Genomic DNA, 23,931 nt, shown 5'->3' on the forward strand with positions numbered 1-23,931 from the left:
GAGCGACGCCGACCTTCGGACCGACCCGACGGTGGACTGGCTGCCCCCGCCTGGCCGTTGTCTACTGGCCGTGCCCCTCACCCTGCCCGTACACCGGTAACCGCGGCCGGTTCGCGCCGCCCCGCCGACCCCCGCCCGCTGGACCTGGCCGCCGCGACGCGATACACCAACAATGTCGCTCGGCCAGCGGACGAAGGGACGAAGCGAACAACAGCCGCTTCCCGTAGTAGGACTCAAAGACGGTACGGCCTACACCCCCGCCGCTGTCAACCCACCCACGGCCAGTCGCCCCCACCGACACGGCGTGTCGCGTCGGCGGGTCTCAATCCCCACCCAGATGCCGCCGCAGCAACGCCCCCGCCGCCGCCGGATGCTCCGCGGCGAGCAACCCACCGGCGGCCAGCACGTAATCCACGTCCACCACCGGCCGCGCCGCCCGCGGCAACGGCCACCCCCCGGCATGATCGGTCAACACCTGCGTCAACACGCCCACCGCCGCCCCGGCGTCAGCGTGACGCAACACACCCCCGGAACCCACCAGCAACCGCACGTCCCGCAGATCCCGCCCCGCCCGCTCACCCGTCGCCGCACCCCGGGCATGCCGCCGCAACGCCACCGTCGCCGCCAACGCCGCGATCCGCCCCTCCACCACCCGGTCCCGACCGTCGACCGGCAGGAACCCCGGATCGGCCGCCCGCGCCGCCGCCGCCACCCCCAACGTCTCCTGCTCCGCCACATCGAGCAGCCGCTCCTCCACCGCCGCCCGCACCACCCCCGGCGCACTCCACCGCATCCCCAGGTCACCCTCCACCGTGCGGGCCCGCCACAGCGACCCCGCCACCTCCCGACCCGGCCCGTCGGCCCGCTCGTCCGGCGTCAACACCGAATACACGTCGGTCGTCGCCCCACCCACATCCACCACCACCAGGTCACCACCCACCACGTCGGCGAGGACCTCCACCCCCGTCAACACCGCATCCGGGGTCGCCGCCCGCACCAACCGGCCGAACCGGGCCCCCCGCGACAACCGCTTACCCCCGATCACGTGCCGCAGGAACACCTCCCGGATCGCCGCCCGCGCCGACGCCGGCGCCAACACCCCGATCCGGGGCAACACGTTGTCCGCCACCGTCACCGGCACCCCCGCCGCCGCCAACACCCCCCGCAGCGCGTCCCGCACCTCCACGTTGCCCGCCAGCACCACCGGCACCCGCCACCGGGCCCGCGCCAACCGGGTCGCGTTGTGCGTCACCGTGTCGACATCCCCGCCGTCGGTGCCACCCACCAGCAACACCACGTCCGGGCGGGCCGCCCGCACCGCCGAAAGCTCCGCCGCCCCCAACCGGCCCGCCGCCACGTGCACCACGTTCGCGCCCGCCGACAACCCCACCCGTCGACCCGCCTGCGCGGTCACCAACGGCTCGTAACCCACCACCGCCAGCCGCAACCCGCCGCCCGCCGACGAACACACGTACCACGGCAGCACCCCGGCCGGCCCCGCGCCGGCCCCGTCGGCCGCCGCGCCCACCGCCGCGTCCAACCCGTGCAGCACGTCCGTGCCGACCGACGTGGGCGCCGACGCCGCCCCCACCAGCCGGCCCGCGTCCAGATCCACCACCGCCGCCTTCGTCCAGGTCGACCCGACGTCGGCGCAGACCGCCAGCCTCACGCCGCCGCCGGAACGACCACGGTGCCCGTCGCCGTCACCGCCACCACCGGCTCCGCCAACACCTCCGCCGCCGACCCACCCCGCTCCGGCCGACCCCGGCACACCACCCGCGCCACGAAGTCGATCCCCCGGCTGCGGGTACCCACCCGCACCACCGTCGCCGTCACCTCCACCACGTCACCCGCCCGCACCGACGACACGAACTGCACATCCGAGTACGACGCGAACAACCCCTCGTCACCATCGGTACGGATACACACCTCCGTCGCCACGTCCCCGAACAACCCCAACACGTACGCCCCGTCCACCAGGTTCCCCGCATAGTGGGCATGCGCGTACGGCACGTACCGCCGGTGCGTCACCGTCAACCCCAACCGTGCGTCACTCATCCCCGCGCCTCCCTGTCCGTCACCAACGCATGCACCAGGTACGACGCCACCTCACCCGGCGTGGTACCCCGACCGAAGATCCGGTCCACACCCAGCTCCGCGGTCATCGTCTCGTCGAACCGCGGCCCACCCACGATCAGCAACGGCCGCTTCCCCGCCGGCATCGCCTCCCGGAACGCCGCCGACATCTCCCGCGTGTTGTGCAGATGCGCATCCCGCTGCGTCACCACCTGCGACACCAGCACCGCATCCGCCCGCTCCCGCCGCGCCGCCTCCACCAACTCCGGCACACTCACCTGCGCACCCAGATTGGTGACCTTCAACTCCCGGTAGTACTCCAGGCCCTTCTCCCCGGCGATACCCTTCACGTTGAGGATCGCGTCGATGCCCACCGTGTGCGCGTCCGTGCCGATACACGCCCCCACCACCGACAGTTTGCGACGCAACCGCCGCTTCACCACCGCGTTGACCTCCTTGGCCGCCAGCAGCGGATAATCCCGCTCCACCACCTGCACCGCCGACAGGTCCACCAGATGGTTCACCCGCCCGTACACCACGAAGAACGTGAACCCGTCACTCATCGGCTTCGCGTGCACCAGCATCGCCGGATCGATGCCCATCTTGTTCGCCAACTGCACCGCCGCACCCTCGGCCCGCTTGTCGTGCGACACCGGCAACGTGAACGACACCTGCACCATGCCGTCACCTGTGGTGTCCCCGTACGGCCGCACGACCGTCTTCTCACTCATGATGGTTGCTGCTCCAGGATCTCCGTGGCCGGGTTGTAGTAGTCCGCCTCGTGCCGCGCCACCCCGGACAGGCCCTTGCCCCGGTCCGCCGGCCGCTTCATGATCCCGAACGTGCCCTCGGCGATCGCCGTCAACAACGACTGGTCCCCGATCCGCTCCAGCAGATCCACCGCCTCACCCAACACCCGGTGCGCCCGCTGCTGGATGAACCCACCCGGCGCCGGCACGAAATCCTCGTGCAACCCACCCGCCGCACCCAACACGTACCGCACGTTCTGCAGGGCGATGTCCCGGTCCGACAACCACGGCGTCACCACCGCCTCGGTCATCATCCCCACCAGCAGGATCCCCTGCCCCGTCATCGTCCCCACCAGATTGAAGAACCCGTCCAACAGATTCCCCCGGAACACGTCCCCCGTCATGTGCTTCGTCGGCGGCATCCACTTCAACGGCGCATCCGGAAACAACTCCCGCGCCAACAACGCGTGCGCCAACTCCAGCCGGAACGACTCCGGCACCTCCGGATTGATCTCGAACGCGTGCCCCAGGCCCAACTGGGTGTCGGCCAACCCCGCCTCGTGCGCGAAGAACTCGTTGAGCAACTGCGACACCGTCACCGTGTGCGCCTCGTCCACCGCATCCGCCGTGGTCAGGTAATTGTCCTCACCGGTGTTGATGATGATCCCCGCCCGCGCGTGCACCTGCCGCGAAAACCGCTGATCCACGAACGTCCGAACCGGATTGATGTCCCGGAACAGAATCCCGTACATCGAATCGTTGAGCATCATGTCCAGCCGCTCCAGGCCGGCCAACGTCGCCATCTCCGGCATGCACAGCCCCGACGCGTAGTTCGTCAGCCGCACGTACCGGCCCAACTCCTTCGACGTCTCGTCCAACGCCGCCCGCATCAACCGGAAATTCTCCTGCGTCGCGTACGTACCCGCGAACCCCTCCCGGGTCGCCCCCTCCGGCACATAGTCCAACAACGACTGCCCCGTCGACCGGATCACCGCGATCACGTCCGCACCCGCCCGCGCCGCCGCCTGCGCCTGCGGAATGTCCTCGTAGATGTCCCCCGTCGCCACGATCAGATAGATCCACGGCCGCTGCTTCGGATCCCCGTACCGCTTCACGAGGCGATCCCGCTCCGCCCGCCGCCTGTCGACCCGCCGCACACCCGCGGCCACCGCCCTGCGGGCCGCCCGACGCGCCACCGTCGCAGCCCTGCCAGCGGGCAGCGTGAACCGCACCGAACCCGCCGCCGCCTTCTGCGCCAGCAACGTCACGTCGTCCAACTGCTCCCGCACCAACGCGTCGAACACCGGCGCCGCCACCCCGTGCCCCAGACCCACGTCCGCGACCACCGCGTCCACCAGGCGGTTCACCCACGGAATACCGTCCGGGTCCGCGCCCGCCACCCCCGCCAGGCGCAGCACCGCCCGCTCCACCGACACCGTGGTGTGGGTACGCGCCAACTCCACCACCGGCTGCCCGGCCCGACGCGCCAACTCCCGCGCCCGCGCCACCAGCACCGGATCCAGGTCGAGCTTCCCGCTCACCACGACGACCCGCCGCACCCGACGACGGCACGGACCCGCGCCGGCACCTCAATGGTCCGCTCGCTCACGACACGCCTTCCTCGTAGATGACCTCACCGCGCAGCACCGTCGCCCGACACACCGGCAACGGCGTCGGATCACCCGGCCCCCGCAACTCCGGATCGTCGGACTGCACCACCGGCAACCCCCGCTCCACCCCCGCCGGGGCCTCCCACACCGCGAACGTCGCCGGCGCCCCCTTGGCGATCACACCCTCGTTGTCCAGATGCACCGCCCGCCACCCGCCCCGGGTGTGCGCCGCGAACGCCGCCCGCACACTCATCCGCTGCGCCGGATTGTGGTGCGCCGCCGCCGCCCGCACCGAACCCCACGGATCCAGCGGCGTCACCGGCGAATCCGACCCGAACGCCAACGCCACCCCGACCGAGTGCATCGCCCCCATCGGGTTCGACTCCCACGACCGGTCCAACCCCAACCGCGACTCGTACATCCGGCCCGCACCACCCCACAACCGGTCGAACGCCGGCTGCATACTCGCCACGATCCCGTACTCCACGAACCCGGCGATCAACCGCTTGCTCATGATCTCCGCATGCTCCACCCGGTGCCGGGCCGCCCGCACCCGATCCGTGCCCAACACCGCCACCGCCCCCGCGAAACCCGCCAGCACCGTCCCGATCGCCGCGTCACCGATCGCGTGGAACCCGCCCTGCACCCCGTGCGCCGCACAGTCCACCAGATGATCACGCACCTGATCCGCGCTCAGATACCCGTGCCCACACCCCTCACCATCGCGGTACGGCCCCGACAGATGCGCCGTGCGCGACCCCAACGCCCCGTCCGCGAACAGATCACCACCCGCACCCACCGCCCCCAACTCCCGCGCCCGCGCCGCCCCCGACAACTCACCCCAGTACCCGTACACCTCCGGCACACCGGCACCCGACAGACCCAATAGACCCGTGAAATCCTCCTCGTCGGAGATCTCCGGCCCACCACACTCGTGCACCGCCGCGATCCCCAACGACGCCGCCCGCGCCAACGCCACCCGCTGCGCCGCCACCCGCTGCCCCCGCGTCACCCCGGCCCGCGCCGCCGCCCGCACCACATGGTGCGCGTCCCGCCGCAACCACCCCGACGCGTCGAAACCCGGCAGCTCCACCACCTGCGGACACGCCGCCAGCAACGCCTGCGACACCAACGCCGAATGGATCGACGCCTGCGACAGATACACCCGCCGGCCACCCGCCGCCCGGTCCAACCCCGCCGCGTCCGGCAACGCCGCATCCACCCAACCCGACTCGTCCCAGCCGTGCCCCAACACCACCGCGTCCGACGGCAGACCCGCCGCGAACACCGCCACCGCATCCAGCAACTCCGCCGCCGACCGCACCGACGACAGATCCAGGCCCGACAACACCAACCCGGTGTCCGTGGCGTGCACGTGCGCGTCCACGAACGCCGGCGTCACCAGCGCCCCACCCAGCTCCACCACCCGGTCGGCGACCGGCGCGTCCGCGTCCGCACCCAACCAGGCGATCCGCCCGTCCCGCACCATCAGCGCCGTCGCGCTCGGCTCCGCCGGACAGTGCAGCACTCCACCGCGGTACAACGTCGAGGGGTTCGTCATGGCACTCAGTCTGCCGCCAACCGGGACGCGAAGAGACCACGTACCCCCGGCTCCGACCGCACCAACCCCAACGCCAACTCCGCGTGCCCCGGCACGTAACCGTTGCCCACCAGCATCGTCACGTCCGCCGCCAACCCCTCCGCACCCAGAGCCGCCGCCGCGAAACTCGTCGCCATCGAGAAGAAGATCACCGTGCCGCCGTCCGCCGTGGCCAACACCGCGCCGTGCTCACACCCCGGCACGTCCACGCACACCACCGTCACGTCCGCCGGCCCACCCAACGCCGTCGTCACCGCCGACGACACCCCCACCGGATCCCGGGCGTCAGCCAACGCCACCACCGACGCCAGACCGGCCGCCACCAGCGCGTCCCGCTCCGCCGCCACCGGCACCACCCCGACCGTACGACCAGCACCCGCCCGCCGCGCCGCCGCCAACGACAACGACCCGCTCTTACCCGCCCCACCGATCACCGCCACCGTCACCGGCGACCCGTCACCCGCCCGCTCCCGCCGCGCCACCTGCTCGGCGACCACCCGGGCCGTCAACGCCGGCGCCCCGCACACGTCCAGCACCGCCAACGCCAACTCCGGATGCAGATCCGCCGGCAACACCGCCGCGATCGACCGCGCGAACAGGATCGCGTACCCGTCACACGGCACCTGCTCGCTGCGCCCGTCCCACCGGGCCAGCCCGTCGAGGATCGCCAGCGGGGTCAGCGTCAACGACACCAACGTCGCCACCCGGTCACCCACCGCCAACCCCAACGGCGACCGCCGGCCGGCCTCCTCCACGGTGCCGATCAGCATCCCACCCGACCCGGTCACCGGATTCTGCATCTTGCCCCGCGCCGACACGATCTCCAGCACCTCGGCACGGACCTTCGCCCCGTCGCCGTCGTGCTTCTGCGCCAACTGCCGGAAACTCGCCGCGTCCAGATTCAGCCGCTCCACCCGGATGCGCACCTCGTTGGGGGCGATCCGCGGGTCGGCGTCCAACCGCCAGGCCGCCTGCGGCAGCACCCCCGCCGGTTCCACGACGCGGTGCAGACCCACCGGTGACGTCACGCCGACCTCCCCTCTCCACCGCCCGAAGCCCCGACCAGGACTCGCATCGCGGGAAAACTTACGGCAGACTAATTTCTTCGCCGGATATTTTCCAGTAGCCTTCGGATCTACCGATCATCGCACCAGCTTGCCGGTCACCCCGGCCGCACGCACCACGAGGAGGGGCCGTGACCCAGACCCAACCGATGGCGACCATCCCCGGCCCCCGCCCCGCCCCGGTCGCCGTACCGACCGCCGGGCAGCCCTACGAATACCGCCGCACCCCCCTGGTCGAACCCGACTGGACCCGCTTCCCCGGCTGGCGGGACGTCACCCGCGAACAGTGGGAGAACGCCCAGTGGCAACGCGTCAACTGCGTCAAGAACATCAAGCAGCTCCGCGCCGTCCTCGGCGACACCGTCGACGAGAGCTTCTACACCGACCTCGCCGCCGACCAGCAGGCCCTGGCCACCATGTCGATGCTGGTGCCACCCCAGATGATCAACACGATGGTGCCGTTCGCCCCGATGACCACCGAGGCGTTCCGCGCCGACCCGATCCGCCGCTACATGATCCCCGTCGCCGCCGACCGGCGCACCGACTGGCCGTCGCACCCCTACGCCAGCCGCGACTCACTGCACGAACACGACATGTGGGTCGCCGAGGGCCTCACCCACCGCTACCCCACCAAGGTCCTCGCCGAACTGCTCTCCACCTGCCCCCAGTACTGCGGCCACTGCACCCGGATGGACCTCGTCGGCAACTCCACCCCCGCCGTCGACAAGCTCAAGCTCACCCTCAAGCCCGTCGACCGCTACGACGCCCACATCACCTACCTCAAGGCCCACCCCGGCGTCCGTGACGTCGTCGTCTCCGGCGGCGACGTGGCCAACGTCCCCTGGCGCAACCTCGAGTCGTACCTGATGCGGCTGCTCGAACTTGAAACCGTCCGCGACATCCGGCTCGCCACCAAGGCCCTGATGGGCCTGCCCCAGCACTGGCTGCAGAACGACGTCGTCGAGGGCCTGGAACGGGTCGCCCGCACCGCCGCCCGACGCGGCGTCAACCTGGCCATCCACACCCACGTCAACCACGCCCAGTCGATCACCCCGCTGGTCGCGAAGGCCGCCCAGACCGCCCTCGACGTCGGCGTCCGCGACGTGCGCAACCAGGGCGTGCTCATGCGCGGCGTCAACGCCACCGCCCCCGACCTGCTCGACCTGTGCTTCGCCCTGCAGGGTGAGGCCGGCATCCTGCCGTACTACTTCTACATGTGCGACATGATCCCCAACGCCGAGCACTGGCGGGTCCCCGTCTGGCACGCCCAGCAGCTCCAGCACGACATCATGGGCTACCTGCCGGGCTACGCCACCCCCCGGATCGTCTGCGACGTGCCCTTCGTCGGCAAGCGCTGGGTGCACATGCTCACCGAGTACGACCGGGAACGCGGCATCTCCTACTGGACCAAGAACTACCGCACCTCCATCGAGTCGGCCGACCTGGAAGCGCTGAACAAGCGCTACGCCTACTACGACCCGATCGACACTCTCCCCGAGGCCGGCCAGCAGTGGTGGGCCGCCCACCGCGACGATTGAACCCGCACCACCCCGTCGCCCCCGTGACCCGGACCGGTCACGGGGGCGACGGGCGTCACGCCCCGCGCGGGGCGTACATGATCACGGCGACGCCGAGCAGACAGATCGCCGCGCCCGCCACGTCCCACCGGTCCGGCCGGAAGCCGTCGACCAGCACCCCCCACGCCAGCGATCCCGCCACGAACACCCCGCCGTACGCGGCCAGGATGCGGCCGAAGTTCGCCTCCGGCTGGAACGTCGCCACGAACCCGTAGACGCCCAACGCGATCACCCCGGCGGCGATCCACCACAGGCCCCGGTGCTCCCGCCAGCCCTGCCAGATCAGCCACGCCCCACCGATCTCGGCGAGCGCGGCCAGGACGAACAACACCAGCGAACGGGCGACCAGCATGCCCGCACGCTAACCCGGGTGGCCCCCGCACCGTGCCCAGGGGCCACCCGACCGGCGTGGACCGTCAACGCATGGCGTCCCGGACGTCCCGACCGGCGTCCTTGACGTGCTCGCCGGCCTGCCTGGTCCGCGCCTCGCTCTGCTCGGTGGCGCCCTCGGCCCGCATCCGCTCGTTGTCGGTCATGTCGCCGAGCCGCTCCTTCGCGGCGCCGGTCAGCTCCTGGGCCTTGTTCTTCGCCTTGTCGGTGAAGCTCATGTCGCCTCCTGTCGCTGCGGCGGTCACGGGGCCGCTGCCCCGTACCGGTGGCGTCCCCGATCCGGCCGACCCGAAACAAACCGCGCCGTAGGCGCTGGCGGGAAGGGGTGCGCCTTGGCGCACCATCTGTACGGCGTCCTAGGACAATAGGTGGCCGGCTGGGACCGGCGGATGCTGGTTGACTGGGCGGATGAGCGAGATCATCCTGATCCGGCACGGCGAGACGACGTGGAGCGCCAGCCGACGGCACACCTCGTACACCGACCTGGAGCTGACCCCCGACGGCGAGCGGCAGGCCCGCGCCCTGGCCGGGGTGCTGGCCGGGCAGCGCTTCGCCACCGTGCTCGCCAGCCCCCGGCGACGGGCGCTGCGCACCGCGCAGCTCGCCGGCCTCACCGTCGACGCCACCGACGACGACCTCACCGAATGGCACTACGGCCGGTACGAGGGCCGCACCACCGCCGACATCCACACCGAACGCCCCGACTGGGACCTCTGGACCGACGGCTGCCCCGACGGGGAGACCCCCGACCAGGTCGGGGCCCGGGTCGACCGGCTGCTCGCCCGGCTCACGCCGCTGCTGGCCCAGGGCGACGTCGGGCTGGTCGGGCACGCCCACCTGCTCCGGGTCGTCGGTGCCCGGTGGATCGGCCTGCCCGCCGCCGGCGGCGGCAAACTACGCCTGGACACCGCCACCGTCAGCGTGCTCGGCCACGAACACGGCCGCCCGGTGATCCTGCGCTGGAACGGCCGCTAGCACCCGGGCGGCAGCTAGGCCGGGGCCTCCGCGCCGCTGCGGGCACGGCTCCGCAGCTCCCCCACGGCCACCTTCGGCGGACGCCCCTCGTACGGGGTGGACAGCACCACCGTCGTGCGGGTGGTCACGTTCGCCGCGGTGCGGATCTCCTGGAGCACCCGTTCCAGGTCGGCCGGCCCGGCCACCCGCACCAGGAGCAGGTAGAAGTCCTCACCCGCCACCGAGTAGCAGGAGTCGATCTCGGGCAGGTGGGCCAGCCGCTCCGGCGCGTCGTCCGGCTGCGACGGGTCGAACGGCCGGATCGCCACGAACGCGGTCATCGGCAGGTCCAACGCCTCGAACGACACCCGGGCGGTGTACCCGTTGATCACGCCGCGCTGTTCCAGCCGGCGGACCCGCTGGTGCACGGCCGAGACCGACAGGCCGACCCTCTCCGCCAGATCCGTGTACGACAGGCGGCCGTCGGCGGTCAGCGCGGCGACGATGGCACGGTCGATCTCCTCCACCCGTGCAACCTACCCGGTGGAGCGCTCCCCTGGCGACGACGTCCCGCCCGATGTGACGCTCAGCGGGCCGCCCGGTCGCGCACCGCGTCGGCCGCGAAGTTGAGCACCTCGGCCAGATCCTCCTCATCGAGGAAGGGCAGATCGGTGAGGATGTCCGTCACCGACATGCCCTCCGCCATCATCGCCAGCAGGGTCGCCACCGGGACACGGGACTGCCGCACACAGGGCGCGCCGCCCATCACCTCGGGGTCGATGGTGATCCGGGGAAACGTCACCGGCACAGGTTAGTCCCTCGCCAGCGCCCGGGAGATCACCAGCCGCTGGATCTGGTTGGTGCCCTCGACGATCTGGAGCACCTTCGCCTCGCGCATGTACCGCTCGACCGGGTGGTCGGCCACGTACCCGGCCCCGCCGAGCACCTGCACCGCGTCGGTGGTCACCCGCATCGCCACGTCGGTGGCGAACAGCTTCGCCTTGGCCGCCTCGATCGAGTACGGCCGGCCGGCGTCGCGCAGCCGGGCCGCCGCCAGGGTCAGCGCCCGCGCGGCGGAGATCTGGGTGGCCGCGTCGGCCAGCAGGAACCCCACCCCCTGGAAGTCGACGATGGCCCGGCCGAACTGCTGCCGCTGGCGGGCGTAGCCGACGGCGTAGTCCAGCGCCGCCTGGGCCAGGCCGACCGCGCAGGCGGCGATGCCCAGCCGCCCCGAGTCCAGCGCGGACATCGCGATGGTGAAGCCCGCGCCCTCCCCGCCGATCAGCCGCTCGGCCGGCACCCGGGCGTCGTCGAAGGCGATCTGCGCCACCGGCGACGAACGCAGCCCCATCGTCCGCTCGGCCGCCTGCGGGGCGATGCCCGGCGTGCCCCGGTCGGCCAGCAGGCAGGAGATGCCCTTCGGGCCCGGCCCGCCGGTGCGGCAGAACACGTTGTAGAAGTCCGCCACCTGGGCGTGCGTTATCCACGCCTTGACCCCGGTGACCAGATAGTCGTCGCCGTCGCGGACCGCCCGGGTGGTCAACCCGGCGGCGTCCGACCCACCCTGCGGCTCCGACAGGCAGTACGCCCCGAGCAGTTCCCCACCCACCAGCTCCGGCAGCAGCTTGCGCTGGGCGTCGGTGCCGAACGCGGCAAGCGGGTAGCAGGACAGGGTGTGCACGCTGACCGCCTCGGCGACCGCGAGCCACCGGCCGGCGAGGATCTCCAGCACCTGCAGGTAGACCTCGTACGGCTGGGCCGCACCGCCGTGCTCCTCGGCGTACGGCAGGCCCAGCAGGCCGGCCCGGCCCAGGGTGCGCAGCACGTCGCGGGGGAACTCGGCGCGCTCCTCGAAACCGGCTGCCCGGGGCGCGAGTTCCCGGTCGGCCAGTTCGGTGGCGAGGTCGAGCAGGTCGTGGGCCTCGTCGGTGGGGAGGATGCGGTCGACAGTCATAGCGCGATGAGCTCCAGAGGTGGGTGAGCCGCCGCCCGTCGTCCGTCGGGCGCCACCCCGCAAGCTTAACGGTCGTTCGGGTCGGGGCCCAGTCCGGCGTCGGCCGGCACCCCGGTGAACCGCGCCCGCCGCGGCTACGTACCACCGGACGCCTTCCCCGGTCCCGACGAGCCCGACCGGAGTTCCCATGCACCGACGCGCAGCACTGACCTCGACGGCGGTGGCCCTCGCCGCGCTCGTCGCCGGCTGGGCGGCCCTGACCGTCCCCACCGCGAACGCCGAGACCGACGCCGCACCACCGGCCGCCACGAGCCCGGCCGACCCCGCGAGGTCCGCCCCGCCACCGGCCACCGCCGACGCCCCGGTCCCCGCCACCGGGGCACCGGCCGCCGCGCCCGTCGGGTCCCCGGTGGACCGCCACGGCCGGCTACGGGTGTGCGGGGTGCACCTGTGCGACGCGGCCGGCGAGCCGGTCCAGTTGCGCGGGATGAGCAGCCACGGCCTGCAGTTCTTCCCGAACTGCCTCAACCCCGACTCGCTGGCAGCGCTGCGCACCGACTGGCGGGCCGACTTCGTCCGGGTGGCGATGTACGTCCAGGAGGGAGGATTCGAGACCGACCCGGCCGGCTTCACCCGCCGGGTCGACGAGGCGGTGGAGACCGCCAGCGCCCTCGGCCTCTACGTGGTGGTCGACTTCCACGTCCTGACCCCCGGCGACCCGCTGGTCAACCTGGACCGGGCCCGGTCGTTCTTCGCCGAGGTCGCCGCCCGGCACGCCGCACGGACCAACGTGCTCTGGGAGATCGCCAACGAGCCCAACGGGGTCGCCTGGGCCACCATCAAGAGCTACGCCGAGCAGGTCATCCCGGTGATCCGCGCCGCCGGCCCGGACAGCGTGGTGCTGGTCGGCACCCGGGGCTTCTCCTCCCTCGGCGTCTCCGAGGGCGCCGACGAGACCGAGGTGACCGACGACCCCGTCGAGGCCGAGAACATCATGTACACGTTCCACTTCTACGCCGCCTCCCACCGGGACCTGCAACGCGACACGGTGGCCCGGGCCGCCCGGAGCCTGCCGCTGTTCGTCAGCGAGTTCGGCACCCAGACCTTCACCGGCGACGGCCCCAACGACCTGGCCAGCGCCACCACCTGGCTGGACCTGCTGCAACGCCTGAAGATCAGCTACTCGATGTGGAGCTACTCCGACGGCCCGGAGAGCAACTCGGTGTTCCGGCGGGGCACCTGCGCCGGCACCGACTTCACCGGCACCGCCGTGCTGACCGAGTCGGGAGCGTTCATCCGCTCCCGGATCCTGGGCTGAGCCGCCGGGACGCCCGCCGTCGATATCATCACCCCATGCAGACGGAGGTCGTCTTCGAAACGCACTCCTGGAGCGAGGACAACGAGCGGGGCGTCGGCACCGGCTGGCTGCCGTAGAGATCGCCCTCTCGGGAACCACCGTCCCGGTGCTGCACGACTGGCGGCTACGGGAGTGCGACTACGGGGAGCGGAACGGCAGTCCGGCGCGCGAACTGCACGAACAGCGCAGCCGCTACCTCGACCGTCCCTACCCCGGCGGGGAGAGCTGGCGACAGGCTGTCCGACGGGTCGGACGCTTTCTCGACGACCTTCCCACGCGGTGGGCGGGACGGCGGATCCTGGTGATCGGACACGTCGCCACCCGATGGGGGCTCGACCACCGGATCGACGGGGTAAGGCTGGAGGACCTGGTGGACGCCGACTTCGCCTGGCGGGAAGGCTGGGAGTACCGGCTGACGGACCCGCCAGGGCCGTCGTCCTCCTGACCGACGCCGGTCAGGAGGCGACGACCGCCGAGATCCGGCGGACCCTCTCGGGGTGGGTCAGTACGTCCACGCTGTCGACGTACTGGTCCACCGCGCCGACCAGGGGACGGTCCCGCAGGGACGGGTCGACGATCGAGTTGCGCAGCGCGGTGGCCACGCGGGGCGCGTCGAGCACCAGGAAGGGCCGCCCGTGGAAGGGCCGGACCGCCACGTCGACCGGTCCGGCCAGCCCGGTGTCGTTGGTCCACCCGGCCACCGTCTCCAGCGCCCGCACCAGCCCTGCCTGCCGGTGCGGCCAGTCGCCCGGACCGAGCGTGTCGGCCAGCGCCGCCACCACCGGGCCGCCGTCTGGTAGCGCGGCGAACACACTGCCGAGCCACTTGTCGTACGGCGGCCAGCGGCGACGGGCCAGCAGGCCGAGCCGCATCAGGTCCCGGGCGACGCGGGCGGCCACCAGCCGGCTGCCCAGCGCGTCGCCCACCTCCGCGCACCGGCCGACGAGATGCTCGGCCTGCCCCACCCGGGTCCACCCGGCGGCCAGCACGTGCCGCCACACGTCGTCCGGATACCAGGCCAGGGCGGCCCGGACCGCGCCGAGGGCACCGTGCAGCCCGTCGTGGAAGACCGCCCCGCCGGTCAGCTCGGCCAGCCGCTGGGTCGGCACGGCGAGCCAGTCGTCGGTGGTGACGGCGACGGTGGGGTCGAAACCGAGCCGGCCCCGCAGCCAGTCGGGCAACCCGACCACCTCGACCCCGCTGCGGTCACCGTCGACGTCGGGCAAACCCACCCGGGCCGTCGGCCAGCTGAGGAAGCGGGTCGGCCGGCCCAGGAACCGCAGCGGCAGGTCGGCCAGTGCCGCGCGCAACGGTGCCAGTTCGGCCGGGTCGGCGACGAAGACCTGGGCCCGCGGCCCCCAGTCGTGGTCGGTGGAGCGCTCGGTGTCCAGGCCCAGCAGCTCCGAACCGCCGTCGAGCAGGCCGGCGGAGTACCGCAGGCCGGGCAGGCGGTCCATCAGCAGCGGCGCGATCGCCTCGTCGTGGAAGCGGCGGCACAGGACAAGACCGGGCACGAACTCCATGCCCGGCAGTCTCACCCGGCGGCCACCGTGCCGTCACGCCGGATTCCGACCGACACCCACCCTCGACGCCGGCGTTGTGGAGGATCGGCAGGCCGAGGCCGACGACGGTGGTGGCAGGTGGATCGCGGTCATCGGTGTTCCCGCGGAGCGGTGGTGCCGCGGGTGGAGCGCAGGCTCCACCCGATCGACACCGTGATCGTCACGACGATCACGCCGAGGGTGACCGGGATGGGTAGTTTCCCGACCGGGGTCTCGGACAGGATGAGCTTGACGCCGGCGAAGGCAAGCAGGACGGCGAGGCCGTAGTGCAGGTGGACGAAGCGGCGAAGCAGCCCGGCGAGGCAGAAGTACAGGCTGCGCAGGCCCAGGATGGCGAATGAACTGCATGTCAGCCGGATCCGGCTGACAGAACGCTGTGGATCCGCGGCACCTCGGGAAGGCGCTGCCGACCTCCGACCGCGGCGAGGGAGGTCAGCCGCCGGTGACAGCGGAGACCGGGCCGGTGCGGACGGTGGGCGTCCCTCATCCTGTCGGTGGGGTGTGCCAGGCTGTCGGGCGTGGCAGACCAACAGCCGATCCTGCTGATCGACGCGCCCAGCCTCTACTTCCGGGCCTACTTCGGGGTGCCCGAGTCGGCGGCACGGACCGACGACGGCCAGCCGGTCAACGCCGTGCGCGGGTTCCTCGACATGCTCGCCCAGCTGGTCCGCACCCGCCGGCCCGACCGGATGGTCTGCGCGCTCGACCACGACTGGCGGCCCGCCTGGCGGGTGGAGCTGCTGCCGTCGTACAAGGCGCACCGGGTCGCCCCGGCCGGCGGCGAGGAGGTACCCGACACCCTCTCCCCGCAGGTGCCGGTGATCCTCGACGTGCTGGCCGCGATCGGCATCACCGCCGTCGGCGCGACCGGCTACGAGGCCGACGACGTGCTGGGCACCCTGTCGGTCACCCAGCCCGGCCCGGTGGAGGTGGTCTCCGGCGACCGCGACCTGTTCCAGCTCGTCGACGACGAGCGCCGGGTCCGGCTGCTCTACATCGGTCGCGGGGTGGCCAAGCTCGACGACTGCGACGACGCCGCCGTCCGGGCCCGCTACGGTGTCCCCGCCGACCGGTACGCCGACTTCGCCGCCCTGCGCGGTGACCCGAGCGACGGGCTTCCCGGGGTGCCCGGGGTCGGCGAGAAGACGGCCGCCCGGCTGATCGACCGCTACGGAGACCTGCCCGGCATCCTCGCCGCGCTCGACGATCCCGGCTCCGGGTTCGCCCCGGGGCTGCGCGCCAAGCTCGACGGCGCCCGCGACTACCTGGCGGTGGCCCCGAAGGTTGTCCGGGTCGCCACCGACGTGCCGCTGCCGGCGCTGCCGACCACGCTGCCGGCCGCCCCCGCCGACCCCGACCGGCTGCTGGAGCTGGCCCAGCGGTGGAACCTGGCCGGCTCGTGCCGGCGGCTCGTCGACGCCCTCGCCCAGCACTGACCGCGCGGAGGCGGTGCGGGCGGATCGTCCACCGGTCCGCCCCGCACCACCGACCGGACGGTCGGGATCCCGCCGTCGGAGCCTGCGGCGGTCAGCGCGACGGCGGGGGCGGGGCGTCCCGACGGGACGGGAACGGGGTGCCCGGCCGGCCCAGGGTGGTCGACCGGGCGCGCAGGCCCACCGGGTCCGGGGCCGCCTGCGGTTCGACGACCGGCGCGTTGACCTGCCGGGCCTGCAGGTAGGCGGCGGCGGCCCGGTCGTCGTCGGTGGGCGCGGCCAGCAGCGCGTAGACCAACCCCACCACCACGAAGATCACCGCGAGGACGATCGGCACCAGCAGGGTGCTCACCCCCGCGCCGGTCACCTCGCCGCGCTGCCCGTGCAGATGCACCGACAGGGCACTCATCCCGGTGAAGTGCATGCCGTTGACCGCCACCCCCATCACCAGGGCGGAACCGACGATCGCCAGGCCCCGGCGGACGGTCATCGCCAGCCACAGCGCCACGGTGGCCGCGACGATGGCGATGGCCACCGACAGCCCGACCCGGGTGGCGTCGTAGTTCAGGTCACCGTTGAGCCGCATCGCGGCCATCCCGGTGTAGTGCATGGCCGCGACGCCGATCCCGGTGAACAGGCCACCCCCGAGGACCTTCGCGGCACCGAGCCGGCCGGTGCCGACGATCGCCAGGCCGATCCCGACGGCGGTGACGGCGATCACCGTGCTCGCGGCGGTCAGCGGCACGTCGTACCGGATGCGGGTGCCGGTGACCGCGAACCCGAGCATGGCCATGAAGTGCATCGCCCAGATCGCGGTGCCACCGATCGCCCAGGCGGCCAGCAGGCCCCACCAGAACCGCTGGCCGGAACCGGTGGCGGTACGGATCCGCCCGGCACAGACCAGACCGAGGAACGAACCGAGCACGGACAGCGCGTAACTCAGCGCCGGTGTGATCCACCCGTACTCAAAGTGATTGATCTCCGCCACAGCGGTCTTCCCCCCACTCATTACCGGCGCGTAGGCGACCGCGCCCGAGCAATGATCGGGGAGCCTGCGAGCAGGCGCAACAGCGGCCCCCCGGCAATCCGGGGGGTGCCGTCACGGTGACCGTCCGATGCGTCGATTCACCGCCCGACGGTGACCGAAAGTGATGATCAGGCGGAGGGGTAATGGGCGAGTACGCCCCGGTTCACGGCGGCGATCGCCTGCCGCGCGGTGGCCCGCAACTCAGTCGACGCCCCACCGGAGTCGGATAGTTGACCGAGCAGGTCGGCGACCTGTCGGGCCCAGCGGACGAAATCCCCGGCCGGCATCTCCCCGTCGAACTGGTGCCCACTGGCGAGCACCTTGGCCAGGGTCTCCCCCCGCGCCCACCGGTAGATCGGCCAGGCGAACCCCAGATCCGGCTCCCGGGTGGCGGTCAGGCCCCGCTGCGCCTCGTCGGCCTCGATCTCGCTCCACAGCTTGAGCGTCTCGTCGACCGCGTCGGCGACCGGCCCACGCGGCAGCGACGCCCGCTCGTCGACGTCCCGCCGCGCCTCGAACACCACCACCGAGACGGCGGCGGCCAGCTCCGCCGGCGACAGACCGTCCCAGACACCCCGCCGCAGACACTCGGCGACCAGCAGGTCGGCCTCCGTCCAGATCCGGCCCAGCATCCGACCGGCGTCGGTCACCCCACCGTCGGCCGACAGGTAACCCCGGGCGGTCAGCAGGGCGACGATCCGGTCGAAGGTCCGGGCCAGGGAGCCGGTCCGCCCCGACACCCGCTGCCGCAGCTCGTCGGTGTCCTTCTCCAGCCGCCGACGCCGCTCCGCCCACCGGGCGTGATCCTCCCGCTCCGGGCAGGCGTGGCAGGGGTGCCGCCGCAACTCGGTGCGGAGCTGGCTGAGCCGGTGGTCCTCACCGGCGGCCTGCCGGGACCGGCCACCCCGCCGGCCACCGTGCCGGTCCAGCCCGGTGCCGCTGACCTCGGCGGCGAGATCCCGCCGGGCAGCCGGCGAACGGTGGTTGAAGTGCTTGGGCACCCGGATGCGGGCCAGCACCTCGGCCGGGGTGGTGAAATCGCCGGGACTCACCCGCCCGGCCCAACGGTCCTGGGTGAGCACCAGCGGCCGGGGCTCACCGAACCCCCCGGTCGCCGGATCGAGGACGACCGCGAGCCCGGCCCGCCGCCCGGACGGCACCCGGATCACGTCACCGACCCGCAACCGCTCCAACGCCGCCACCGCGGCGGCCTTGCGCTGGGTCTGCCCCTGCCGGGCGATGGCCCGCTCCCGGTCGGCGATGGCCACCCGCAGCGCGAAGTACTCGTCGAAGTCACCCTGGTGACAGGCCGCCTCCGCGCCGTACGCGTCGATGGTCTCGGTGTTGCGCTGCACCTGGCGGGCCAGCCCGACCACCGACCGGTCCGCCTGGAACTGGGCGAACGACGACTCCAGCAGCGCACGGGCCGGCTCGGCACCCACGCTACCGACCAGGTTGACCGCCATGTTGTACGACGGCCGGAAGCTCGACCGCAGCGGATAGGTACGGGTGGAGGCCAGGCCCGCCACGTGCCGGGGATCGGTCTCGGGCGACCACACCACCACGGCGTGCCCCTCGACGTCGATGCCCCGCCGACCGGCCCGCCCGGTGAGCTGCGTGTACTCCCCCGGGGTCAGGTCGACGTGGGCCTCGCCGTTGAACTTGACCAGCCGCTCCAGCACCACGCACCGGGCCGGCATGTTGATGCCCAACGCCAGGGTCTCGGTGGCGAAGACCGCCTTGACCAGCCCCCGGACGAACAACTCCTCGACGACCTCCTTGAACACCGGCAGCATCCCGGCGTGGTGGGCGGCCAGACCACGCTCCAAGCCGTCGAGCCACTCCCAGTAGCCCAGCACGCTCAGGTCCTCGCCGGGGATCGCGGTGACCCGGGACTCCACCACCCGACGGATCTCGGCGCGTTCCTCCGCCGAGGTCAGCCGCAGACCGGCCGCCAGGCACTGCTGCACGGCGGCGGCGCAGCCGGCCCGGCTGAAGATGAACAGGATCGCCGGGAGCAGCCCCTCCCGGTCGAGCCGGTCGACGATGTCCGGACGCAGCGGCCCCCGCCAGCGCGGACCCCGCCGACCGCCGCCGGGGCCGGCGCTGCGCCCCTCCCCCAGCTCCAGCCGGCGGGTCTGCTCCCGGGTGTAGCGCAACAACTCCGGGTGCACGTCGTGCTTGCGGGCCGCGTCGGCGTCGTGGAACAGGTCGAACATCCGCCTGCCCACCAGCATGTGCTGCCACAACGGCACCGGCCGGTGCTCGCTGACCACCACCGCCGTCTCACCGCGCACCGTGACCAGCCAGTCGGCGAACTCCTCGGCGTTGGAGACCGTCGCCGACAGCGACACCAGGGTGACCGAGGAGGGCAGGTGGATGATCACCTCTTCCCAGACCCCGCCCCGGAACCGGTCGGCGAGGTAGTGCACCTCGTCCATCACCACGTAGGCCAGGCCGGCCAGGGTGGCCGAACCGGCGTAGAGCATGTTGCGCAGCACCTCGGTGGTCATCACCACCACCGGGGCGTCCCCGTTGATCGCGTTGTCGCCGGTGAGCAGCCCGACCTGCGCGGCACCGTAACGCTGCACCAGGTCGTGGTACTTCTGGTTGGACAGCGCCTTGATCGGCGTGGTGTAGAAGCACTTGCGCCGGGGAGCGGGGGGCGCGTCCCCGGCCGGCGACGCCGCACCCGGCACGCCCCGCAACGCCAGGTGCACGGCGAACTCACCGACCACCGTCTTGCCCGCCCCGGTCGGGGCGCAGACCAGCACCCCGCTGCCCCGCTCCAGCGACTGGCACGCCTCCCGCTGGAAGTCGTCGAGGTCGAACCCCAGGTCGAGGGTGAACTCTTCCAGGGCCGGGAACTGGGCGGCCTGGGCAGCCCGGCGACGGGCCTCGGCGTACCGCTCGGCGGGGCTCGACATGTCAGCAAGATTAATCGGTACCACCGACACCCACCCGCCAAGGCCGTCCGGCACGACCGTCGGGGCGGGTCGGTAGGGTGCACGACGTGCCGGATCATGCCGAACCGTCCCCGACCCCGAACGGCGTCACGCACGCCACCCGGGCGGGCGCGTCCCGCCATCGCGTCCAGGCGGTGCTCTTCGACTTCCACGGCACCCTCGCCCAGGTCGAACCGGCCCACGACTGGGTGGTCGCCGCCGCCGCGACGTGCGGGGTCGAGCTGGAGCGGATGCGGGCCACGGCGCTGGCCGACCGGCTGCTCACCGCCGGCCGGGCCGGCGGCCCGCTGCCGGCCCGGGTACCGCCCCGGCTCGCCGAACTCTGGGCCGACCGGGACCTCTACGAGCACGCCCACCGGGCCGCGTACACCGGGCTGGCCGAGACGGTGGACGCCGGGATCGACGGCTTCGCCGAGGCGCTCTACGAGCGGGTGCTGACCCCGGACGGCTGGGTGCCCTACCCGGACACCGCGCCGGTGCTCACCGCGCTCCGCGACGCCGGGATCCCGGTGGCGGTCGTCAGCAACATCGGCTTCGACATCCGCCCCCTCTTCGCCGCCTGGGGCCTGGCCGACCTGGTCGACGCGTACGCGCTGTCGTACGAGGTGGGGCGGTGCAAGCCGGACCCGGGCATCTTCCTGCGCGCCTGCGGGATGCTGCGGGTGGACCCGGAACGGACGCTGATGGTCGGGGACACCCCGGCCGACGCCGGGGCGGTCGCCGCCGGCTGCGGGGTGCTGGTGCTGCCGGCCGCCGGACCAGGCCGCCCCAGCGGTCTCGGCACCGTGCTCGACCTGGCCCTGCCCTCCCCGTGACCGGGTCGTCCGGCCGGGCGACGGCGGTCGGGCTGGTGCTCGGCGGGGCGTTGTCGGTGCACTTCGGCTCCGCCGTGGCCGCGCTGCTCTTTCCCCGGGTCGGCGTCCCCGGCACGGTCACCCTGCGGCTGGCCATCGGGGCGGTGCTGATGCTGCTCGTGTGCCGCCCCCGGCTACGCGGACACGACCGGGCCGACTGGCTGGCGGTGGGCGCGTTCGGGCTCGCCCTGGCCGGCATGAACTCGGTCTTCTACCAGGCCATCGAACGGATCCCGCTCGGCCCGGCGGTGACCCTGGAGGTGCTCGGGCCGCTCACCCTGTCGGTGCTGACCGCCCGGCGGTGGACAGCCTGGTGCTGGGCGGGCCTCGCGCTGGCCGGGGTGGCGCTGCTGGGCCAGGGCGGCTTCGACCGGCTGGACCCCGTCGGCGTCGGCCTCGCGCTCGCGGCGGGCGCGCTGTGGGCCGCGTACATCGTCAGTTCCGCGCGGGTCGGCGGCCGGTTCCCCCGGGCCGACGGGCTGGCCCTCGCCCTCGCCCTGGCCGCGCTGCTGTCCCTGCCGTTCGGCCTGGCCGACGCCGGGGCCCGGCTGTGGCATCCGGGGGTGCTGGCCCTCGGGGCCGGGTTGGCGCTGCTCGCCTCGGTGCTGCCCTACACGCTGGAACTGCTGGCCCTGCGCCGGCTGGCCACCTCGACCTTCGCCGTGCTGATGAGCCTCGGTCCCGCGCTCGCCGCGCTCGCCGGCTGGCTGATCCTGGGGCAGGACCTGCACCCCGTCGAGGTGCTGGCGATCGGCCTGGTGGTCGTCGCCAGCATCGGCGCGGTCCGCGCCGCCGCCCCGCGTGGGCCGCTCACCGCAGCAGACGCACCGCCCGAGGCACCGCGCTGATCCGTACCGGCAGGTCCAGGGACCGTTCCCCGTCGGCGTAGGTGGTGATGCCCTCGGCGGCCAGTTCGACGGTACGGGCCCGGAAGCTGCTCGCCAGCGGATGCGTCACGTGGGTGCCGGCGTAGATGCGCGGTTTGACCCGGATCAGGGTGCGCCTGTCGAAGCGGCCGCCGACGACCACGTCGAGCAGCCCGTCGGTGAGGTCGGCGGCGGGGCAGATCCGCATACCGCCCCCGTAACGGGCACCGTTGCCCACCGCCACCAGCACCGCGTCCACCTCGTGCGCGACGCCGTCGAGGCGCAGCGTGTAGCGGCGCGGGCGCAACCGGGCCAGCTCGACGAGGATCGCCAGGTCGTACCGGCGGGGGCCGCGCGGCCAGCGCATCCGGTTGGCCCGCTCGTTGACGATCGCGTCGAACCCGGCGGCGAGGACCGCCCCGTACCAGCGGTCGGTGCCGTCGCCGCCGGTCATCCGGGCCAGATCGACCCCACGGGTACGGCCGGCCCGCAGCGCGTCGGCGATCACCGCGACGGCGGCGAGGGGATCGGCCGGGAACCCCGCGTCGGCGGCGAAGTCGTTGCCGGTGCCGACCGGCACCGGGGCGAACGGCACCGCCGTACCGCCGACCGCCTGCAGTGCCCGGTGGACCGTGCCGTCGCCACCGACCGCAACCAGCGCGGACGCCCCGGCGGCGACCGCCGCGTGGCAGGCCGCCTCGGCCCCGGCGGGGTCGTGCGCGGTGAGCAGCTCCACCGGGTGCCCGGCGGCGGCGAGGCCGTCGAGGACCCTGGGCAGCAGCGCCCGGTGCCGGCCCCGGCCGGCGACGGGGTTGGCGAGCACGGCGACCGGGCCGGCCGCCCGACGATCGTCTGCGGTCACGGCGAGCACCGTACCGGCTCGACCGGTCCCCCGGCTGGCCCCGATTCCGTCTGCGTCCCACCTGGTCGGGTGGCTGTTCTTCCGCCTTGTTCGCGGGTGGGGTCGGGGTCACCATCCGCAGGGCATCCTAGGCTGCTAGGTGGGATGGATCCGGGGTGGGGATGACCGGTGCGCGTCCTTTCGATCTGACGACGTCAACGACTCGGTTCCCGACCGGGCACCACGACACCGGGCACCACGACGAGGTTTCGCGGCCTCCGGGGCTGCCGGGCCGGGCTCCCGGTGTGACGCCGTCGACAGATGACGCGTCACCGTCATCAGCTCGAGAGGATGCGAACCGACCACCGGTCCCCACCCGCCAGCCCGGGGGCCGGCGGGTGGGGACCGGAACCGGCCCACCGGTGCGGGGCCGCACCTGGTGGGTCAGCCGTGTGCCTTCTGCTGGCAGGGCACGCAGAAGCGGGCCTGGGGCAGCACCTCCAGCCGCTCGGCGGGGATGGACACCTCGCAGCGTTCGCAACGGCCGTAGCTCCCCTCGGCGATCCTGCGCAGCGCGCCGGCCAGGTGGTCCAGGCTCTGCCGGGTCGCCGCGATCAGCGCGCCCCGGGTGTGCGCCTCGGCCGGATCACCGGTGTCGGCGGTCAGCTCGGTCAACCGGGCGGTCTGCGACGCGAACTGGTCGGTGAGGCTCTCGCGGAGCATGGTCAGCCGGTGCTGGTCGGCCTGGTGGTGCAGATCGGTGCTCATGGAAGGGTCCTTTCGGGCTCAGAAAAGCCGGAAAATAGAAAAAGGGCCGAAGCCTGGTGGCTTCGCCCTGGTGGCCGTTGCGGAGGATGCGGGGTCTCCGGGTGGGCCACGCCCGGCGGGGATCGGGCTCGGCCGCCCCTGGGTGGGCACGACGGCGGGCAGGGTCGCGTCGGGAACGGTCCCGCCGGGAACCACCGCCCCGCACCGGCCGACCACGACCACCGCCACCGGGGAACCGGTGGCGGTCGGGCGGAGGCTGACGGCCGGGTACATGGGGGCAACC

The 23,931-nt window shown here is 73.0% G+C and carries 23 protein-coding genes and 1 pseudogene; 7 read left to right on the forward strand and 17 right to left on the reverse strand.

Features of this window, described 5'->3' with window-relative positions:
* Nucleotides 1–322 precede the first annotated feature (322 nt).
* The 6 genes from JQX11_RS07295 to kdd all read right to left on the reverse strand — a co-directional run bounded on the left by JQX11_RS07295 (nucleotide 323) and on the right by kdd (nucleotide 7,063).
* The gene (locus tag JQX11_RS07295; RefSeq protein ID WP_204924227.1) at nucleotides 323–1,669 is read right to left on the reverse strand and encodes a glutamate mutase L; all 1,347 of its coding nucleotides are present in this window, start codon (nucleotides 1,667–1,669) and stop codon (nucleotides 323–325) included.
* Nucleotides 1,666–2,058 (reverse strand): 3-aminobutyryl-CoA ammonia lyase, encoded by a 393-nt coding sequence (kal, locus tag JQX11_RS07300; protein ID WP_088647080.1) that lies wholly within the window; start codon nucleotides 2,056–2,058, stop codon nucleotides 1,666–1,668. Before kal ends, JQX11_RS07295 begins: the two co-directional genes overlap by 4 nt.
* Nucleotides 2,055–2,807 carry a lysine 5,6-aminomutase subunit beta gene (gene kamE, locus JQX11_RS07305; RefSeq protein ID WP_204924228.1) on the reverse strand — a complete coding sequence of 251 codons (753 nt, stop codon included), beginning with the start codon at nucleotides 2,805–2,807 and terminating at the stop codon, nucleotides 2,055–2,057. Before kamE ends, kal begins: the two co-directional genes overlap by 4 nt.
* Nucleotides 2,804–4,366 carry a lysine 5,6-aminomutase subunit alpha gene (gene kamD / locus JQX11_RS07310; protein WP_204924625.1) on the reverse strand — a complete coding sequence of 521 codons (1,563 nt, stop codon included), beginning with the start codon at nucleotides 4,364–4,366 and terminating at the stop codon, nucleotides 2,804–2,806. Before kamD ends, kamE begins: the two co-directional genes overlap by 4 nt.
* Before the next feature lie 64 nt (nucleotides 4,367–4,430).
* On the reverse strand, nucleotides 4,431–5,996 hold the full coding sequence (locus JQX11_RS07315) for an amidohydrolase (RefSeq protein WP_204924229.1): 1,566 nt from the start codon (nucleotides 5,994–5,996) through the stop codon (nucleotides 4,431–4,433).
* 5 nt (nucleotides 5,997–6,001) lie between these two features.
* Nucleotides 6,002–7,063, reverse strand: a complete 1,062-nt coding sequence (gene kdd, locus JQX11_RS07320) for an L-erythro-3,5-diaminohexanoate dehydrogenase (protein ID WP_455565707.1) — start codon at nucleotides 7,061–7,063, stop codon at nucleotides 6,002–6,004.
* 167 nt (nucleotides 7,064–7,230) lie between these two features.
* On the opposite strand from kdd, the gene JQX11_RS07325 reads away from it, so the two are divergent.
* Entirely contained in the window at nucleotides 7,231–8,637 is a 1,407-nt protein-coding gene (locus tag JQX11_RS07325) for a KamA family radical SAM protein (protein WP_204924230.1), read from the forward strand.
* Between the two features lie 55 nt (nucleotides 8,638–8,692).
* On the opposite strand, the gene JQX11_RS07330 is transcribed toward JQX11_RS07325, so the two are convergent.
* Both JQX11_RS07330 and JQX11_RS07335 read right to left on the reverse strand, forming a co-directional pair.
* Nucleotides 8,693–9,028: a YnfA family protein gene (locus JQX11_RS07330; RefSeq protein WP_204924231.1), complete on the reverse strand. Its 336-nt coding sequence runs from the start codon at nucleotides 9,026–9,028 to the stop codon at nucleotides 8,693–8,695.
* A gap of 64 nt (nucleotides 9,029–9,092) precedes the next feature.
* The gene (locus JQX11_RS07335; protein WP_204924232.1) at nucleotides 9,093–9,284 is read right to left on the reverse strand and encodes a CsbD family protein; all 192 of its coding nucleotides are present in this window, start codon (nucleotides 9,282–9,284) and stop codon (nucleotides 9,093–9,095) included.
* Nucleotides 9,285–9,474: 190 nt separating this feature from the next.
* Here JQX11_RS07335 and JQX11_RS07340 point away from each other — a divergent pair, with 190 nt between their 5' ends.
* A complete protein-coding gene (locus JQX11_RS07340) occupies nucleotides 9,475–10,041 on the forward strand; it encodes a histidine phosphatase family protein (RefSeq protein ID WP_204924233.1) in 567 nt (188 codons plus the stop codon).
* A 14-nt stretch (nucleotides 10,042–10,055) separates the two neighbouring features.
* Here JQX11_RS07340 and JQX11_RS07345 read toward each other — a convergent pair whose 3' ends face one another.
* From JQX11_RS07345 to JQX11_RS07355, 3 genes are read right to left on the reverse strand one after another with little or no spacing between them, the layout of a single operon-like run.
* Nucleotides 10,056–10,547 (reverse strand): Lrp/AsnC family transcriptional regulator, encoded by a 492-nt coding sequence (locus JQX11_RS07345; RefSeq protein WP_204924234.1) that lies wholly within the window; start codon nucleotides 10,545–10,547, stop codon nucleotides 10,056–10,058.
* Nucleotides 10,548–10,606: 59 nt separating this feature from the next.
* The gene (locus tag JQX11_RS07350) at nucleotides 10,607–10,822 is read right to left on the reverse strand and encodes a DUF433 domain-containing protein (protein ID WP_088647100.1); all 216 of its coding nucleotides are present in this window, start codon (nucleotides 10,820–10,822) and stop codon (nucleotides 10,607–10,609) included.
* A 9-nt stretch (nucleotides 10,823–10,831) separates the two neighbouring features.
* Nucleotides 10,832–11,974: an acyl-CoA dehydrogenase family protein gene (locus tag JQX11_RS07355; protein WP_204924235.1), complete on the reverse strand. Its 1,143-nt coding sequence runs from the start codon at nucleotides 11,972–11,974 to the stop codon at nucleotides 10,832–10,834.
* A gap of 187 nt (nucleotides 11,975–12,161) precedes the next feature.
* On the opposite strand from JQX11_RS07355, the gene JQX11_RS07360 reads away from it, so the two are divergent.
* Together JQX11_RS07360 and JQX11_RS07365 are read left to right on the forward strand one after the other, a co-directional pair.
* A complete protein-coding gene (locus JQX11_RS07360; RefSeq protein ID WP_204924236.1) occupies nucleotides 12,162–13,292 on the forward strand; it encodes a glycoside hydrolase family 5 protein in 1,131 nt (376 codons plus the stop codon).
* Nucleotides 13,293–13,437: 145 nt separating this feature from the next.
* Nucleotides 13,438–13,776, forward strand: a complete 339-nt coding sequence (locus JQX11_RS07365) for a histidine phosphatase family protein (RefSeq protein WP_307826103.1) — start codon at nucleotides 13,438–13,440, stop codon at nucleotides 13,774–13,776.
* A gap of 10 nt (nucleotides 13,777–13,786) precedes the next feature.
* On the opposite strand, the gene JQX11_RS07370 is transcribed toward JQX11_RS07365, so the two are convergent.
* Nucleotides 13,787–14,854 (reverse strand): DUF4037 domain-containing protein, encoded by a 1,068-nt coding sequence (locus JQX11_RS07370; RefSeq protein WP_204924237.1) that lies wholly within the window; start codon nucleotides 14,852–14,854, stop codon nucleotides 13,787–13,789.
* 11 nt (nucleotides 14,855–14,865) lie between these two features.
* Nucleotides 14,866–15,243, reverse strand: a pseudogene (locus JQX11_RS07375) (TerC family protein); the annotation flags it as partial.
* Nucleotides 15,244–15,411: 168 nt separating this feature from the next.
* On the opposite strand from JQX11_RS07375, the gene JQX11_RS07380 reads away from it, so the two are divergent.
* Complete coding sequence (locus tag JQX11_RS07380; RefSeq protein ID WP_204924238.1) at nucleotides 15,412–16,329, forward strand: 5'-3' exonuclease; 918 nt, start codon at nucleotides 15,412–15,414, stop codon at nucleotides 16,327–16,329.
* A 91-nt stretch (nucleotides 16,330–16,420) separates the two neighbouring features.
* Here the strand turns inward: JQX11_RS07380 and JQX11_RS07385 are convergent, their stop codons facing one another.
* Nucleotides 16,421–17,314: an MHYT domain-containing protein gene (locus tag JQX11_RS07385; protein ID WP_204924239.1), complete on the reverse strand. Its 894-nt coding sequence runs from the start codon at nucleotides 17,312–17,314 to the stop codon at nucleotides 16,421–16,423.
* Nucleotides 17,315–17,481: 167 nt separating this feature from the next.
* Nucleotides 17,482–20,280: a DEAD/DEAH box helicase gene (locus JQX11_RS07390; protein WP_204924240.1), complete on the reverse strand. Its 2,799-nt coding sequence runs from the start codon at nucleotides 20,278–20,280 to the stop codon at nucleotides 17,482–17,484.
* 86 nt (nucleotides 20,281–20,366) lie between these two features.
* Between JQX11_RS07390 and JQX11_RS07395 the strand changes: the two genes are divergently transcribed.
* Together JQX11_RS07395 and JQX11_RS07400 are read left to right on the forward strand one after the other, a co-directional pair.
* Nucleotides 20,367–21,134: an HAD family hydrolase gene (locus tag JQX11_RS07395; protein ID WP_204924241.1), complete on the forward strand. Its 768-nt coding sequence runs from the start codon at nucleotides 20,367–20,369 to the stop codon at nucleotides 21,132–21,134.
* Nucleotides 21,131–22,021: an EamA family transporter gene (locus JQX11_RS07400; protein WP_307826104.1), complete on the forward strand. Its 891-nt coding sequence runs from the start codon at nucleotides 21,131–21,133 to the stop codon at nucleotides 22,019–22,021. The genes JQX11_RS07395 and JQX11_RS07400 overlap by 4 nt, the downstream gene beginning before the upstream one ends.
* Here the strand turns inward: JQX11_RS07400 and JQX11_RS07405 are convergent.
* Nucleotides 21,984–22,910, reverse strand: coding sequence for a diacylglycerol kinase family protein (locus tag JQX11_RS07405; protein ID WP_204924242.1), 927 nt, complete (start codon nucleotides 22,908–22,910; stop codon nucleotides 21,984–21,986). The two genes, JQX11_RS07400 and JQX11_RS07405, sit on opposite strands and share 38 nt — an antisense overlap.
* Before the next feature lie 414 nt (nucleotides 22,911–23,324).
* Nucleotides 23,325–23,648: a TraR/DksA family transcriptional regulator gene (locus JQX11_RS07410; RefSeq protein WP_204924243.1), complete on the reverse strand. Its 324-nt coding sequence runs from the start codon at nucleotides 23,646–23,648 to the stop codon at nucleotides 23,325–23,327.
* Between the last annotated feature and the right edge of the window lie 283 nt (nucleotides 23,649–23,931).

The organism is Micromonospora humida (assembly GCF_016901255.1).
Classification (GTDB): domain Bacteria; phylum Actinomycetota; class Actinomycetes; order Mycobacteriales; family Micromonosporaceae; genus Micromonospora; species Micromonospora wenchangensis.